A 15,585-nucleotide genomic window follows, 5' to 3' on the forward strand; every position below is an offset into this window, starting at 1 on the left:
GCTGTTGCAGACGGGTTGGTGATGCAAATCACACTTTAGAGGGATCAAGCGATACCCCCTGCTGGCTATAGTCCCTCCCAGAGTTTTTCAAGGATGCGGCGCTGCGGTCCTGGGTGGTACGGCGGCTGTCTGGCATTGGAATCGTTGTATTCCGGCCGTTACAAGCGTGTTTGAAAAGGCTCACTGCCATAACAATAAAATGCACATGGAGTAGCGTCGATGACCTCAGTAAATCAGTTCTGGCGCCGGGCGAGATTGCCCCTGGCGGTCAGTCTTGCCTCGACCCTCGCCGGGCCCGCATTCGGCGTCAGTTTCAACATCGGTGAAGTCGAAGGCAGCTTCGACTCATCCCTGTCGGTGGGGGCCAGCTGGAGCACGGCCAAGCCCGATCGCGACCTGATTGGTGTCAACAACGGTGGCAAGGGCCTGTCGCAGACCTCCGATGACGGTCACTTGAACTTCAAGCGTGGGGAGACGTTCTCGAAGATTTTCAAGGGTATCCATGACCTGGAGCTGAAGTACGGCGATACCGGTGTGTTTGTGCGTGGCAAGTATTGGTATGACTTTGAACTCAAGGATGAGAGCCGCGAGTTCAAGGACATCAGCGATCACAACCGCAAAGAGGGCGCCAAGTCTTCTGGCGGGCAGATCCTCGATGCGTTCATCTACCACAACTACTCCATTGCCGATGCGCCGGGTTCGGTGCGGTTCGGTAAGCAAGTCGTGAGCTGGGGTGAAAGTACTTTCATCGGCGGCGGTATCAACTCCGTCAACCCGATCGACGTGTCTGCGTTCCGTCGTCCGGGCGCCGAAATCAAGGAAGGCCTGATTCCGGTCAACATGTTCTACGTGTCGCAATCCTTGACCGATAACCTGTCGGCAGAAGCGTTCTACCAGTTGGAATGGGACCAGACGGTTACCGACAACTGCGGGACATTCTTCTCCCAGCCGGATGTGGTGTCCGATGGTTGCAGCGATAACCTGCGCCTGTTGGCCAAGCGTTCGACCATTGCTGCATCGGCCCCGGGCCGTGGTGCATTGGCGGCATTCGACGCCATGGGCATGGATATCAATAACGAGGGCACACTGGTTCGCCGCAGTGCCGACAGGGATGCGCGCGACAGTGGTCAATTCGGCGCGGCGTTGCACTATAACTTCGAGCCGCTGGATACCGAGTTCGGCGCGTATTTCATGAACTATCACAGCCGGGCACCGATCTTCAGTGCCACGGCTGCGCCTGCGTCGGCTTATGCGATGGCACCTAACTTCGGATCATTGGCTCCGGTGTTTATTGCGGGTAACTCCAAGTACTTCATCGAGTACCCGGAAGACATCCGTCTGTATGGCTTGAGCTTCTCCACCACACTGCCTACCGGCACCGCATGGAGCGGTGAGGTCAGCTATCGCCCGAATGCTCCGGTACAGCTCAACACCACCGATATCCTGTACTCCGCAGTTAAACCATTGAAGGGCATTTACGATAATGCCTCGCTGCTCAATGGTGTTCCAGGGCAGGACATGCACGGCTACCGTCGCAAGGAAATTACCCAGTTCCAGACCACGCTGACCCACTTCTTCGATCAGGTGATGGGCGCCAGTCGACTGACATTGGTGGGTGAAGTGGGAGTCACGCACGTGGGTGGGCTTGAGAGCTCGTCGAAGATTCGTTATGGCCGTGACCCGGTCTATGGCCCGGGTGCGCTGCCTAACACGGGCGCCGCGAATACCTGCTCGCAAATCCTCAACACCGGCACTATCGGTGGCGCGGGTCCGGGAACAGACGCAAGTAACCTTTCCAAAAACTGCAACAACGACGGCTTCACCACCTCCACATCCTGGGGCTATCGCGGCCGCGCCATCTGGGAATACCCGGATGTGTTCGCTGGTGTGAACCTCAAGCCTAGTGTGGCTTGGTCCCATGACGTGAGCGGTTACTCGCCAGGTCCTGGCGGCAACTTCGAAGAAGGTCGCAAAGCGGTGAGCCTGGGGCTGGACGCGGAATACCAGAATACCTACACCGCGAGCCTGGCCTACACCAACTTCTTTGGTGGCGACTACAACACCTCGGTTGACCGCGATTTCGTGGCCCTGAGCTTCGGCGCGAACTTCTAAGCACACTGCATTTCAGGAAGACCAGAACATGAAAATAACCAAAAGTCTGTTGCACGTGGGTGTGCTGGGACTGTCGATCATGGCCAGCAGCGTCATGGCGGCCGTCTCGGCGGATGAAGCCGCCAAGCTGGGCACCACGCTGACCCCGATGGGCGCGGAAATGGCCGGCAACGCTGCCGGCACCATCCCCGCCTGGAAAGCCCTGCCAACCAACGCCGGCGCCGTGGATGCCAAGGGCTTCCTGGCCAACCCTTATGCCAGCGAGCAACCGCAGTTCACCATCACCGCGCAGAACGTCGAGCAGTACAAAGACAAGCTGGCGCCGGGGCAGTACGCGATGTTCAAGCGCTACCCCGAAACCTTCAAGATGCCGGTGTACACCACCCATCGCGGCGCCACTGTGCCGGCCGAAGTGTTCGCCTCCATCAAGAAAAACGCCACCAGCACCAACCTGGTAGGTGGCGGTAACGGCCTGGAAAACTTCGAGACCGCGATTCCGTTCCCGATCCCTAAAAGTGGGGTCGAGGTGATCTGGAACCACATCACCCGTTATCGCGGCGGCAGCGTGACCCGCCTGGTGACCCAGGCCACGCCGCAGGCCAACGGCTCGTACAGCCTGGTGTACTTCCAGGATCAGTTCGTGTTCCGCGACAAGATGAAGGACTACGATCCGGCCAATCCGGGCAACATCCTGTTCTACTTCAAGCAGCAAGTGACTGCACCGGCGCGTCTGGCCGGTGGCGTATTGCTGGTACACGAGACCCTGGACCAGGTGAAGGAGCCACGCGCGGCATGGGTCTACAACGCCGGCCAGCGCCGTGTGCGTCGTGCACCGCAAGTGTCCTATGACGGGCCGGGTACCGCTGCCGATGGCCTGCGTACCTCCGACAACCTCGACATGTACAACGGCGCGCCGGATCGTTACGACTGGAAGCTGGAAGGCAAGAAGGAAATCTACATCGCCTCCAACAGCTACAAGCTCGACGATCCGAAGCTCAAGTACGCCGACATCATCAAGGCCGGCCACATCAACCAGGACCTGGCACGTTATGAACTGCGCCGCGTCTGGCACGTGGTCGCGACCCTGAAGGAAGGCCAGCGTCATATCTACGCCAAACGTGACTTCTATATCGACGAAGACACCTGGCAAGCCGCCGTGATCGACCACTACGACGGTCGTGGCCAACTGTGGCGCGTGGCCGAAGCCCATGGCGAGAACTACTACGACAAGCAAGTGCCGTGGTACGCCCTCGAAACCCTCTACGACCTGCAGTCCGGCCGCTACCTGGCACTGGGCATGAAGAACGAAGAGAAGAAGGCCTATGACTTCGGCTTTACCGCCACTACCAAAGACTTCACCCCGGCAGCCCTGCGCCAAGAGGGTGTTCGCTAACGTGCAGTAAACACGTTGGCCTCTGTAGGAGCTGGCTTGCCAGCGATGGCATCACCTCGGTCTATCTGACATACCGAGGCGATGCAATCGCAGGCAAGCCAGCTCCTACATTTGTTTGGGGGGCCTGAACATCGCTGGTTATTTCTTGTTGTAGTCTTTTTCATACAAATGTTGCAAAGATCTACAAAGCTGCCGCTTTTAACGCTAGTCTGCCGACATCTGCAATGCCGACCACAGCCTACTACAAGAGCCCGGCGATGACTGATCTGTCCCGAATCCAAGGGCCTGCCAGTGCGGTAATCCCCACGCTGGAAGGGCGCTTCTATCGACCCCCGCTGCCTGATGGCTATGTGCTGCGCCCGCGCCTGTGCGAGCGTTTGAGCGCGGGCCTGGATGGCCGTTTGCTGCTAGTCAGCGCGCCAGCCGGGTTTGGCAAGAGCTCGCTGGCGGTGGAGTTTTGCCAAAGCCTGCCCGATCACTGGCAAAGCCTGTGGCTGGGTCTCAGTTCGCGGGACAGTGATCCGGGACGTTTCCTTGAGCGTCTGCTGGAAGGTCTGCAACAGTATTTCCCGCAGGTAGGCAACCAGGCCCTGGGCCTGTTGAAAATGCGCCAGCGCCATCAACCGTTTGCCTTTGAAGAGTGGCTGGATGGCCTGCTCGATGAACTGACGGTCTGCCTTTCCACCCGCGCGCCCTTGTTGCTGGTGCTGGATGACTATCACCTGGCCCAGGGCCCGGTGCTGGATCGCTGCCTGCAGTTTTTTCTCAACCATTTGCCCGATGGCTTGTTGGTGCTGGTCACCAGCCGCCAGCGTCCCGATTGGCATCTGGCGCGGTTGCGTTTGTCCCGGCATTTGCTGGAGTTGCACGAACAGGACCTGCGCCTGACCAACGATGAATCCTTGGCCTTGCTCGACCGCCATAGCAGCTCGTTGCGCGGTGAGGCACTGGACAACCTGATCCGCCGTAGCGAAGGCTGGGTTGCCGGCCTGCGTTTTTGGTTGCTGGCGGCCTCCGAAGCCGGCAGTGAGGCCGACCTGCCCCAAGGCCTGCATGGTGGGGAAGGGCTGATCCGTGACTATCTGCTGGAAGAGGTGATCGACTGCCTGCCGCCGGAGGTCCAGGCCTTCCTCTATGACACCGCTTCCCAGGAGCGTTTTTGCAGCGAGCTGTGCGACGCCGTGCGCGAGGCCCATGACAGTGCGGAGATCCTGCGTTACCTGCAAGCCCACCAAGTGTTCCTGGTGCCGCTGGACGAGCAGGGCCACTGGTATCGCTATCACCACCTGTTTTCCGATTTGCTGCGCACCCGGCGCTCACCGAACGCGATGCTGCCGGCCGCCAGCCTGCACTTGCGCGCTTGTCGCTGGTTCAATGCCCAGGGCTTGCTCGATGAGGCGGTCGAACAGGCGCTGCGCGCGGGGCATCTGGATGTAGCGGCGAACCTGGTGCAGAACCTCTCCGAAGAGCAACTGCTGGCCGAACAGAACGTCGGCATGCTCCTGCGCTGGAAGATGGACTTGCCCGACAGCCTGTTGATCAGCACGCCACGCCTGATCGTGCTCTACAGCTGGGCACTGGGGCTGGCCTGTCAGTTGGACGCCGCAGAGGAATTGTCCAGCCATCTCAGCCGGTTCTTGCCGGCACCGTCCGCCACGGCGCAGAAGTCGATGCTTGCCCAATGGCTGGCGCTCAGCGGCATCATTGCCCGGGGGCGCGGCAATCGTGAGTTGACCCAGTTGTATTGCAGCGAAGCCCTGGAAAGCCTGCCGCACAAGCGTTACGGCCAGCGCCTGATGTGCCTGTCGACCTTGTCGAACCTGGCCATCGTCGATGCCGACCTGTGGCGCGCGCGGGGCTTGAATCGCGAATCCCTGGAGCTGGCGCAACGCGTCGGCAACCCGCTGTTCGAGGCCCTGGCCCATTACGACCGGGCGCGGGTGCTGCAGGCGCGTGGGGAGATCCTGCGTTCCCTGGAGGAAGTGCGTGACGGCTTGCAACGCTTGCAGGGCCTGGCGTCCCAGCGCCTGTATGCGGTGCGCGCGCGGCTTGCGCTGTACGAAGGGTTCCTGTTGTTGATGCGTTGCCAGCCCGAAGCCGGCCTGTTGCGCCTGCGCGCGGGGCTCGCCGAGGCCCGCGCCTGCCGGGATATCAGCGTGCTGATCGGCCACTGTGTCATCGCCAACCTTGAGGGGCGCCGTGGCGACTTCCCCAAGGCCTTTGCCGAACTGGCCGAAGCCGAGCGGCTGATGCATATCTGGGATGTGCCGCCGATTTACTACCTGGCCATGATTACCCTGATCAAATGCGAGTTGTGGCTGGCCCAGGGCCGTACTGACCTGGCCGATGCCTGGCTGGTACGCCTGGGGCAGACCTATAACGGCGACCAGGCAGCGGCGGCCCCGGAGTTTCATCCACATCTGCCGCAACATATCGAATTGCAACAGGCGGCCCTGGAGGCCATTCGTGGTCACTCCGAAAGCGCCCTGCGTCGGCTCGATGTGCTCGCCCGGCAGGCTGAAGGCAAGGGCCAGCAGATGATCGCGGTGATGGCCCTGAACCAGCACACTTTGTTGTTGCTGGATGATGGCCAGGCAGCGTCAGCCCGGCCGGTTTTTGCCCGGGCCCTGCAAATGGCGAGCGGCGGCGCGTTGCAACCCTTCCAGCGCCTGTTGGAGCGTTATCCCGAGTGGATGCGCGAGCAACTCCAGGCGCCGCGTGACTTGCTACGGCAAAGCCTGTGGACCCTGCTGCCGGCTGTTGCCCCGCGTGAACCGGTCGAAACCAGCCACTCCAGCGAAACCTTGAGCGCCCGTGAGTTGGCGGTGCTGCAGTTGATCGCCCAAGGGTGCTCCAACCAGGAAATCAGCAACCAGCTGTTTATCTCGCTGCACACCGTCAAGACCCACGCCAGTCATATCAACAGCAAACTGGGGGTCGAGCGCCGCACTCAGGCGGTCGCGCGGGCACAGGAGATGGGGTTGTTGGGGTAAGGGGGAGACTTGCGCTGCAAAAGCCGGATAATGGCGGCCAATTCGTTTGCTCCGCTATTCTGGTAATCCCGCATGGAAATCAAGGTCAATTTTCTCGACAACCTCCGGCTTGAAGCCAAGTTCGATGACTTCACCGTGGTGGCCGACCAGCCGATTCGCTACAAGGGCGATGGCTCGGCCCCCGGTCCGTTCGACTACTTCCTGGCTTCGTCGGCGTTGTGCGCGGCTTACTTTGTGAAGTTGTACTGCAGCACGCGCAATATCCCCACGGACAACATCCGCCTGTCGCAGAACAACATTGTCGACCCGGAAAACCGCTACAACCAGATCTTCAAGATTCAGGTCGAGTTGCCCGCGGATATTTCCGACAAGGATCGCCAAGGCATCCTGCGCTCCATTGACCGCTGCACGGTCAAGAAGGTGGTCCAGGCCGGGCCTGAGTTTGTCATCGAAGAGGTGGAAAACCTCGACGCCGACGCCCAGGCATTGTTGATGCCGGCTTCTGCTTCAGACGCGGGCACCTATATCGCAGGCAAGGACCTGCCGCTGGAGCAGACCATCGCCAACATGTCGGCGATTCTGGCGGGCCTGGGCATGAAGATTGAAATCGCCTCGTGGCGCAATATCGTGCCCAATGTCTGGTCGCTGCATATCCGCGATGCCCATTCGCCGATGTGCTTTACCAACGGCAAGGGCGCGACCAAGGAAGGCGCACTGGCATCGGCCCTGGGCGAGTTTATCGAACGCCTGAACTGCAACTTCTTCTACAACGACCAGTTCTGGGGCGAAGACATCGCCAACGCGGCGTTTGTGCATTACCCGGACGAGCGCTGGTTCAAGCCGGGCCGCAAAGATGCGCTGCCGCCTGAGATCCTCGACGAGTACTGCCTGAAGATCTACAACCGCGATGGCGAATTGCGTGGTTCGCACCTGATCGACACCAACTCCGGCAACGAGGAGCGTGGCATCGTCTCGCTGCCGTTCGTGCGTCAGTCGGACGGCGAGGTGGTGTATTTCCCCTCCAACCTGATCGAAAACCTGTACCTGAGCAACGGCATGAGTGCCGGTAACACCCTGGCCGAAGCCCAGGTGCAGTGCCTGTCGGAGATCTTCGAGCGCGCGGTGAAACGCGAAATCATCGAAGGCGAATTCGCCCTGCCGGATGTCCCGGCCCACGTGCTGGCCAAATACCCGGGCATCCTCGCCGGTATCCAGGCCCTGGAAGAACAGGGGTTCCCGGTGCTGGTCAAGGACGCCTCCCTGGGCGGCGAATTCCCGGTGATGTGCGTGACCCTGATGAACCCGCGTACCGGCGGGGTGTTTGCCTCGTTCGGTGCCCACCCAAGCCTGGAAGTGGCGCTGGAGCGCAGCTTGACCGAGCTGCTCCAGGGCCGCAGTTTCGAAGGCCTGAACGACTTGCCGCAGCCGACCTTCGAAGGTCATGCGGTCACCGAGCCGAACAACTTTGTCGAACACTTCATCGACTCCAGTGGCGTGGTGTCGTGGCGCTTCTTCAGTGCCAAGTCCGATTACGAATTCGTGGAATGGGACTTCTCCGGCCAGGGCGAAGACTCCAACGCCGAAGAGGCCGCCACGTTGTTCGGCATTCTCGAAGGCATGGGCAAGCAGGTCTATATGGCGGTCTACGAGCATATCGGCGCCAAGGCCTGCCGCATCCTGGTGCCGGACTATTCGGAAATCTATCCGGTTGACGACCTGATCTGGGATAACACCAACAAGGCGTTGTTCTTCCGCGCCGATATCCTGAACTTGCACAGCCTGGATGAGGAAGGCCTGCAAGCGCTGGTCGAGCGCCTGGTGGAAAGCGAGCTGGATGACTACACCGATATCACCACGCTGATCGGCATCGAGTTCGACGACAACACCGCATGGGGCCAGTTGACCATCCTGGAGTTGAAGCTGTTGATCTATCTCGCCCTGCAGCAGTATGAAGAGGCGAAAGAGGCGGTGGAGATGTTCCTGCAATACAACGACAACACCGTCGAGCGCGGCCTGTTCTACCAGGCGGTGAATGCGGTGCTGGAGATGCAACTGGACGAAGACCTGGAGTTGGAAGACTACGAGGCCAACTTCCGCCGGATGTTTGGCAACGAGCGCATGGATGCGGCCATCGGTTCGGTGCAGGGCAGCGTGCGGTTCCATGGCTTGACGCCGACCAGCATGAAGCTCGAAGGCCTGGACCGACACCTGCGGTTGATCGACAGCTACAAGAAACTGCACGCCGCACGGGCCAACAGCTAGAAGGGATTCCTTATGCACGCGACAACTCCCCGACTGATCCGCGAAACCTTTCCCGTCGGCCCATTGCAGTGCAACTGCACGATCATTGGCGACCCGATCAGTAAGAAGGCGATCGTGGTCGATCCGGGCGGCAACCATGAGCTGATCCTGGCACGCCTGGATGCGCTGGGCTTGAAGGTGGTGAGCATCATTCATACCCACGCGCACCTGGATCACTTCCTGGCTTCCGGCCAATTGAAAGAAAAGACCGGCGCCACGCTGCACCTGCACAAGGAAGATCAGTTCCTGTGGGATAACCTGGAAATGCAGTGCCAGATGTTCGGTGTGCCCTACACCCCGGTGCCGTCGCCGGATCGTTGGCTGGCCGATGATGAGGAGCTGGCCTGTGGCTGTGGTGTGGCTTTGCACACGCCTGGGCATACGCCGGGTTCCATGAGTTTCTGGTTTGCCGATGCCAAGCTGCTGATCGCCGGGGATACGCTGTTCCGGCGCGGGGTAGGGCGTACGGATTTGTGGGGTGGCGACCAGGCAACCATCGTGCGTTCGATCCAGCAGCGCCTGTATACCCTGGACGAAGACGCGACCGTGGTGACGGGGCATGGCCCGGATACACGCCTGGGGGATGAAATGCGTGAGAATCCGTTCGTCAGGGCGTGAAATCGCGAGGCTCTGCTAGGGTTTAGGTAGCTGCACCGGCCTCCATCTTTTGTTACAGGACAGAGGCCGGTCATGGAATTTTTGCCGTTTGTCGCGTTCCAAACTCGGCACAGGTCCATTGCCAATGTCCTCTGCATCACAGAATGCAAAAGTAGGAGCTTCCTTCATGTTCACTTCGCGTCGTCTGCTTGTTGTTGCTACCGCGGTAGCCCTATTGTCGGGCTGTGCTTCCCCTAATCCTTACGATGGCAGCCAGGGACAGGCGGACAACGGTTCACAAGGCATGAGCAAAACCGCCAAGTACGGCGGCCTCGGCGCGCTGGCGGGTGCGCTGGCCGGTGCGGCCATTGACCATAACAACCGTGGCAAGGGCGCGCTGATCGGCGCAGCAGTGGCGGGTATCGGTGCTGCGGGTTATGGCTATTACGCTGACCAGCAGGAAAAGAAACTGCGCGAAAGCATGGCCAACACCGGCGTCGAAGTGCAGCGCCAGGGTGATCAGATCAAGTTGATCATGCCGGGTAACATCACGTTCGCCACCAACTCCGATGCTATCGCCAGCAGCTTCTATACCCCACTGAATAACCTGGCCGGTTCGCTCAAGCAGTTCAATCAGAACACCATCCAGATCGTCGGTTATACCGACAGCACCGGCAGCCGCCAGCTCAATATGGACCTGTCCCAGCGTCGTGCGCAAAGCGTGGCCAATTACCTGACCTCCCAAGGTGTCAGCCCGACCAACCTGACCACCCGTGGTGCCGGCCCGGATAACCCGATTGCCAGCAACGCCGACGTCAATGGTCGCGCGCAAAACCGTCGCGTGGAGGTCAACCTTGGTCCGATTCCCGGCCAGCAGTATGGCCAGCCGGCGCAGCAACAGCAGCAGAACAACCAGTTCCAGGGCAATCCATACCAGCAGTACCAGTAACCACCAGCCAATAAAAAGGGCGCCGTGCAGTCAATGCACGGCGCCCTTTTTTGTGGCTGGTGATTACATCAGTCGATGTATTCGAACAGCTTCACGATTTTCTGTACTCCGGACACACCCTGTACCAGGTTGGTAGCGCGGGTGGCCTCCTGCTGGGTCAACAGGCCCATCAGGTAGACGATACCGTTGTCGGTCACGACCTTGATCCGAGAGCCGGGAATCGCGCTGTCGGTCAGCATCTGCGCCTTGATCTTGGTGGTCAGCACCGCATCGTTGCTGATAGCCAGCAGGGTGATGGGTTGTGCGACCTGCAATTCGTTGTGGACCTTCTTGACCCGTTGTACGGTCGAGGCGGCTTGTTCAGCCTGGGTCTTGAGGTCGGCACGCGGGGTTTGCCCGGCGAGCAGCACGATGCCGTTGAAGCTGGTCACGACAATGCGCGATGCACCGTTGCCCAGGTCGGGCGCGGCCTTGGCCACGTTGACGCCGACCTTGGTTTCGATCAGCGAGTCATCGATCTTGCTGCCAAAGGTGCGTGTGCCCCGGTCGTCCTGGATCGGTGTGTCGCGGGTGGCAGTAATGGCCGAGGTGCAGCCGCTGATAGCGAGGCACAGCGTGATGGCCATAAGGCTGAGGCGGTTAACGGTCATTCTTCACTCCCGAACAGTTGGCTGTCGATCAGATCGCACAGGCAGTGGATCGTCAGCAGATGGACTTCCTGAATACGTGCAGTGACATTGGCCGGGACGCGGATTTCCACGTCTTCAGGCAATAGCAGCGAGGCCATGCCGCCGCCGTCGCGCCCGGTCAATGCTACGACAATCATTTCGCGATCATGTGCGGCCTGGATCGCTTGAATAATGTTCGCCGAGTTGCCGCTGGTTGAAATAGCCAGCAGCACATCGCCCGGTTGGCCGAGGGCACGGATTTGTTTGGAAAAGATTTCGTTGTAGCTGTAGTCGTTGGCGATCGAGGTGATCGTCGACGAGTCGGTGGTCAGGGCGATCGCCGGCAAGCTCGGGCGCTCGCGCTCAAAGCGGTTGAGCAGCTCCGAAGAGAAATGCTGGGCGTCGCCGGCCGAACCACCGTTGCCGCACGAAAGCATTTTGCCTTCGTTGAGCAGGGCGTTGACCATGACCTGGCTGGCTTGCTCGATGTGCGGTGCAAGTACGTCCATCGCCTGTTGCTTGGTATCGATACTGGCCTGGAAAAGCTGGCGAATTCGGGATTGCATGTCCATCTGTGTGACCTTAAGTAGCGCGGCTGTATGGCACACGAATGTGCAGCCCGCAAAGCAAAGAGCAAAAGTGTGCGGTGAAGATGTCCGATCCGTAGCGGTGGCGCTCAACCATCGAAGGCGTTGCGCAGCCAGTTCAGATCAGCGGTTCCGTGGGCGGTGCTTTCTATGGCGACCACATCGAAACGGCAGGGTGAGTCAGCCCAGCGACGTTCACTGAGCAGGAAAAACTGCGCGGCGAGTATCAGCTTTTGGCGTTTGCGCTCGTCGATACTGGCGAGTGCGCCACCCCATTGTGCGTATTTTCTGTAGCGGACTTCGACAAATACTACTGTATCGCCGTCAAGCATGACCAGATCAAGCTCGCCGCGTTTACACAACCAGTTCTGCGCCAGTAGGCGCAGACCCTGTTGCTGCAGGTGTTCAAGTGCTTGTTGTTCGGCGTCCTTGCCGCTTTGTGCGCTGGAGCGTGGGGGCATCAGCGCGGGGTATCGGGCAGGCGTTCGATCTGGCCACTGACAAACTTGGCCCACGGCATCTGGCGTTCGATCCGCTGGCTCGGGCTCATGCCCAGGTTGCCGGAAAGACCCTCGATACGGGTATCAGGCAGCGCCTTGAGCTGACCCAGGCGCGGCGCCAGGCGGTAGGCATCAACACCCATCGCGTACAGGCGGCCCAAGCTGCCATTGGCTTGTGGCCATTGTGTAGCGACCTGGTTGCGCAGCGGGTCGGTGGTGTTAAGCAGCCACGGCGTCTCGCAGAACATAATGCCGTTCATGTCGTTGTACTGGTTCTTGTCGCCGCTGGCGCTGAACACGTGGGACGTGGCGTACACCGGCACATCACCCGCGTACTGGAAGTTCAGCGTCGGCTTGATCTGCTGGGCCTGTTGCGGTGTCACAGCGAGGAAGATGAACTCGATATCCTGGCGACGCGATGGCTGTGCCGCCACGTCAGCGCCAACCGTGCTTTGCAGGCTCTTGGCGCGACCTTCGCTCTGGCGCAGCTTGAACAGGTCGGCGATTTGCTGGGCCAGGGCCACCGGCTGGTCGACATATTCGACGCCGATCAGGGTGCCGCCGTTGGCTTCCCAGTCCTGGCGGAAGGCCTTGAACACGCGCTCGCCCCATTCGCCTTTGGGCACCATGGCAGCGGCGCGGTGCAGGCCGTCAGCGCGGGCGCGGCGCGACACTTCACGGGCTTCGTCCTCGGCCGCGAGGCCGAACTGGAACAGTTGGGCCGAGCCTTGGTCGCCTTCGCTGTAGTTCAGGGCCAGGGTGGTGATAGGCAATTGCGGGCGGGCGCTGAGTTGCTTGACCAGCGGTTTTTCCAGTGGGCCGACAACCAATTGCACGCCGTCAGCCTGGGCCTGCTTGTAGAACTCATCGATGGAGCTGACGCGTGAGCTGTCATAGACCTCGATGACCGGCGGCTTCTGCCCGGCCTGCTGCGCCTGGTAATGGGCGGCCATGAAACCTTCGCGCAGGGCCTTGGCCACGCTGGCCAGCGGACCTTGCTGTGGTAGCAGCAGGGCGATTTTATTCAGCGGCTGGCTGGCCAGCTCCTTGAGCTTGGTCAGCGGCGTTGGTAGTTGCACCGCAGCCGGGTGCGCAGGGTTCTGCGCGCGCCAGGTGTCGATGGCGGCTTGCTGCTGCTCCAGGGTGCCGGCGTTTTTCACGGCCTGCGCCAGGGTGATCCAGCCATCGAGAGTCGGGTTGCCACTGGCCTGCAACTGCTCGCCAGGCACGGCGGCAATCAGGCTCCAGATGGCGTCGTGGTTGCTGGCGGCGGCATCACCGGTGAGCAGCGGCGCCATGGCTACGCGTTCACGGGCGGCGGCCAGGGTCTGGCCGTCGGCTTCATAGGCACGAGCATGCACGGTGCCAGTGCGGATCTGTTGCTCCGGCGGCAACTCCTTGAGGTTTTGCAGGCTTGGATGGCCCAGCGCCGTCAACGCAGCCTTCGGCTGGTTGCGGGTCATCGCCAGTTCTGCCGTGAGGGTGCTGGCAAAGACCTGGGCGGCCGGCTTGAGGCTGTCCAGTGGCACTTGCGCAAGGATCTGCGCAGAGCGGCCGGGGTTGTTCTGGTGAAAGGCCATGTCTGCCGCGCTCAGGCGCAGCAGTGCAGCTTTTTCCGGGGTCTTGGCCGAAGTCGCCTGTTCGAGCAGTTGCTCGATGGTGGCATCCGGGGTCCGTGGGAGTTCGCCAAGGCTTGACGAGGGCGAGCTTGCGCAAGCCGCCAACAGGGCAGCCAGGCAAAGGGCAGAGAACAGCCGCAGGCAAGCGATCATGTAAGTGTTCCTGATACCGATCAAATTAGCGTGGAATTGTACCCAAGCACTGGCCGGGGCGCGATGTTAGTGGCGTGAAACCGTCTATTTAGATCGTTTAAATGTTGCAGGGCGTCGGTAACCGCCGCAAACAGACCTTCTGGACGCAACCTCGTCGGCGCATTTTCTTGACGTCTACGCGCTACAATATGGCTTTTGCCAATCTTCGAGGTGTGCGCTTTGACTGCTCCAGGTCCTTTGAATTCCACTGCTGGCTCGCTTTTTGTGGTGGCGACGCCCATTGGCAACCTGGACGACATCAGTGCACGGGCGCTGAAAGTGTTGCGTGACGTCAAATTGATTGCTGCCGAAGACACCCGGCACTCCCTGCGCTTGATGCAGCATTTTGGTATTGCCACGCCATTGGCCGCCTGCCATGAACATAACGAGCGCGACGAAGGCAGCCGCTTTATTACCCGCCTGCTTGCGGGCGACGACGTGGCGTTGATTTCCGACGCCGGTACGCCGCTGATCTCCGATCCTGGCTACCACCTGGTGCGCCAGGCACGTGCCGCTGGTATCAATGTAGTCCCGGTTCCCGGTGCGTGCGCGTTGATTACCGCGTTGTCGGCGGCGGGCCTGCCGTCCGATCGCTTTATCTTCGAAGGTTTCCTGCCGGCCAAGGCCGTGGGGCGGCGGGCGCGCCTGGAGTTATTGAAGGAAGAGCCGCGCACCCTGATCTTCTACGAGGCTCCGCACCGTATCCTGGAGTGCCTGCAAGACATGGAACTGGTCTTCGGTGGCGAACGCCTGGCGCTGCTGGCGCGGGAACTGACCAAGACCTTTGAAACCCTCAAGGGCCTGCCTCTGGAAGCGTTGCGCGCCTTTGTCGAGGGTGACAGCAATCAGCAGCGTGGCGAGTGCGTGGTACTGGTTGCGGGTTGGACTGCACCGCAAAGCGAAGACGCGGTGGGTAGCGAAGCCATGCGCGTGCTGGACCTGTTGCTCAAGGAAATGCCCCTCAAGCGTGCCGCGGCCCTGGCGGCGGAAATAACCGGAGTGCGCAAGAACGTGTTGTATCAGGCCGCGCTTGATAAGCAAAAGAGCGAATAGTTCCTGGGTTTAACGTGCACGACGTCGGAACATGATGGCAATGCTGTCTTTTAATACTTGTTCTAAGGCCGCCGTGCCGTTAACCTTCGCGGCGGAGAGTCGATTGGACAGTCGCTGCCCTCTATGAAAATTAGGGGGGGGAGGAAAGTCCGGGCTCCATAGGGCGAAGTGCCAGGTAATGCCTGGGGGGCGTGAGCCTACGGAAAGTGCCACAGAAAATAACCGCCTAAGCACTTCGGTGCCGGTAAGGGTGAAAAGGTGCGGTAAGAGCGCACCGCACGACTGGCAACAGTTCGTGGCTAGGTAAACCCCACTTGGAGCAAGACCAAATAGGGTTCCAAGGCGTGGCCCGCGCTGGAACCGGGTAGGTTGCTAAAGATGTCCAGTGATGGCCATCGTAGACGAATGACTGTTCAAGACAGAACCCGGCTTATAGATCGACTCTCCACCTTTTTCCTTCTGCGCGAGTCTCGGGCAGAAACCAGGTAGTAACGCAAGAATCCCTCCCTGCCAAATCATTGGCAGATGCGTCTTCGTAATACCGAAAAAATCTTACTCTTAATAAATTACTTTAAGTTCAAGCTCTAGCTCTTTGAGCTATTTGGGGTTGTTGAGTCAAAA

At 60.2% G+C, this 15,585-nt stretch carries 11 protein-coding genes and 1 other RNA gene; 8 read left to right on the top strand and 4 right to left on the bottom strand.

Features of this window, described 5'->3' with window-relative positions:
• Positions 1-219 precede the first annotated feature (219 nt).
• From HKK57_RS14755 to HKK57_RS14780, 6 genes are all read left to right on the top strand, one after another.
• Positions 220-2,112 (top strand): DUF1302 domain-containing protein, encoded by a 1,893-nt coding sequence (locus HKK57_RS14755; protein ID WP_029297798.1) that lies wholly within the window; start codon positions 220-222, stop codon positions 2,110-2,112.
• Between the two features lie 28 nt (positions 2,113-2,140).
• Positions 2,141-3,505, top strand: a complete 1,365-nt coding sequence (locus HKK57_RS14760; protein WP_029297800.1) for a DUF1329 domain-containing protein — start codon at positions 2,141-2,143, stop codon at positions 3,503-3,505.
• Positions 3,506-3,762: 257 nt separating this feature from the next.
• Entirely contained in the window at positions 3,763-6,498 is a 2,736-nt protein-coding gene (locus HKK57_RS14765; RefSeq protein WP_169390341.1) for a LuxR C-terminal-related transcriptional regulator, read from the top strand.
• Positions 6,499-6,570: 72 nt separating this feature from the next.
• Positions 6,571-8,760 (top strand): OsmC domain/YcaO domain-containing protein, encoded by a 2,190-nt coding sequence (locus HKK57_RS14770; RefSeq protein ID WP_029297804.1) that lies wholly within the window; start codon positions 6,571-6,573, stop codon positions 8,758-8,760.
• Positions 8,761-8,772: 12 nt separating this feature from the next.
• A complete protein-coding gene (locus HKK57_RS14775) occupies positions 8,773-9,417 on the top strand; it encodes an MBL fold metallo-hydrolase (protein WP_029297806.1) in 645 nt (214 codons plus the stop codon).
• A 166-nt stretch (positions 9,418-9,583) separates the two neighbouring features.
• A complete protein-coding gene (locus HKK57_RS14780) occupies positions 9,584-10,345 on the top strand; it encodes an OmpA family protein (RefSeq protein WP_029297808.1) in 762 nt (253 codons plus the stop codon).
• A 68-nt stretch (positions 10,346-10,413) separates the two neighbouring features.
• Here the strand turns inward: HKK57_RS14780 and HKK57_RS14785 are convergent, their stop codons facing one another.
• The 4 genes from HKK57_RS14785 to HKK57_RS14800 form a co-directional block, all read right to left on the bottom strand.
• Positions 10,414-10,995 carry a BON domain-containing protein gene (locus HKK57_RS14785; protein ID WP_029297811.1) on the bottom strand — a complete coding sequence of 194 codons (582 nt, stop codon included), beginning with the start codon at positions 10,993-10,995 and terminating at the stop codon, positions 10,414-10,416.
• Complete coding sequence (locus HKK57_RS14790) at positions 10,992-11,585, bottom strand: phosphoheptose isomerase (RefSeq protein WP_003171862.1); 594 nt, start codon at positions 11,583-11,585, stop codon at positions 10,992-10,994. Before HKK57_RS14790 ends, HKK57_RS14785 begins: the two co-directional genes overlap by 4 nt.
• 104 nt (positions 11,586-11,689) lie before the next feature.
• Complete coding sequence (locus HKK57_RS14795) at positions 11,690-12,061, bottom strand: YraN family protein (protein ID WP_029297812.1); 372 nt, start codon at positions 12,059-12,061, stop codon at positions 11,690-11,692.
• Positions 12,061-13,872: a penicillin-binding protein activator gene (locus HKK57_RS14800; protein WP_104910895.1), complete on the bottom strand. Its 1,812-nt coding sequence runs from the start codon at positions 13,870-13,872 to the stop codon at positions 12,061-12,063. The genes HKK57_RS14795 and HKK57_RS14800 overlap by 1 nt, the downstream gene beginning before the upstream one ends.
• Positions 13,873-14,091: 219 nt before the next feature.
• Here HKK57_RS14800 and rsmI point away from each other — a divergent pair, with 219 nt between their 5' ends.
• Both rsmI and rnpB read left to right on the top strand, forming a co-directional pair.
• Positions 14,092-14,964, top strand: a complete 873-nt coding sequence (gene rsmI / locus HKK57_RS14805; protein ID WP_169390342.1) for a 16S rRNA (cytidine(1402)-2'-O)-methyltransferase — start codon at positions 14,092-14,094, stop codon at positions 14,962-14,964.
• 95 nt (positions 14,965-15,059) lie between these two features.
• Positions 15,060-15,413, top strand: an RNA gene (gene rnpB / locus HKK57_RS14810) — RNase P RNA component class A.
• Positions 15,414-15,585 lie beyond the last annotated feature (172 nt).

Source organism: Pseudomonas sp. ADAK21 (genome assembly GCF_012935735.1).
Classification (GTDB): Bacteria; Pseudomonadota; Gammaproteobacteria; order Pseudomonadales; family Pseudomonadaceae; genus Aquipseudomonas; species Aquipseudomonas proteolytica.

What these genes read in the sequence shown, in the direction of transcription:
- HKK57_RS14795 (WP_029297812.1), bottom strand. Translation starts at nt 12,061, where the DNA reads ATGCCCCCACGCTCCAGCGCACAAAGCGGCAAGGACGCCGAACAACAA.
- HKK57_RS14775 (WP_029297806.1), top strand. Translation starts at nt 8,773, where the DNA reads ATGCACGCGACAACTCCCCGACTGATCCGCGAAACCTTTCCCGTCGGC.
- HKK57_RS14785 (WP_029297811.1), bottom strand. Translation starts at nt 10,995, where the DNA reads ATGACCGTTAACCGCCTCAGCCTTATGGCCATCACGCTGTGCCTCGCT.
- HKK57_RS14770 (WP_029297804.1), top strand. Translation starts at nt 6,571, where the DNA reads ATGGAAATCAAGGTCAATTTTCTCGACAACCTCCGGCTTGAAGCCAAG.
- HKK57_RS14780 (WP_029297808.1), top strand. Translation starts at nt 9,584, where the DNA reads ATGTTCACTTCGCGTCGTCTGCTTGTTGTTGCTACCGCGGTAGCCCTA.
- HKK57_RS14800 (WP_104910895.1), bottom strand. Translation starts at nt 13,872, where the DNA reads ATGATCGCTTGCCTGCGGCTGTTCTCTGCCCTTTGCCTGGCTGCCCTG.
- HKK57_RS14760 (WP_029297800.1), top strand. Translation starts at nt 2,141, where the DNA reads ATGAAAATAACCAAAAGTCTGTTGCACGTGGGTGTGCTGGGACTGTCG.
- HKK57_RS14765 (WP_169390341.1), top strand. Translation starts at nt 3,763, where the DNA reads ATGACTGATCTGTCCCGAATCCAAGGGCCTGCCAGTGCGGTAATCCCC.
- HKK57_RS14755 (WP_029297798.1), top strand. Translation starts at nt 220, where the DNA reads ATGACCTCAGTAAATCAGTTCTGGCGCCGGGCGAGATTGCCCCTGGCG.
- HKK57_RS14790 (WP_003171862.1), bottom strand. Translation starts at nt 11,585, where the DNA reads ATGGACATGCAATCCCGAATTCGCCAGCTTTTCCAGGCCAGTATCGAT.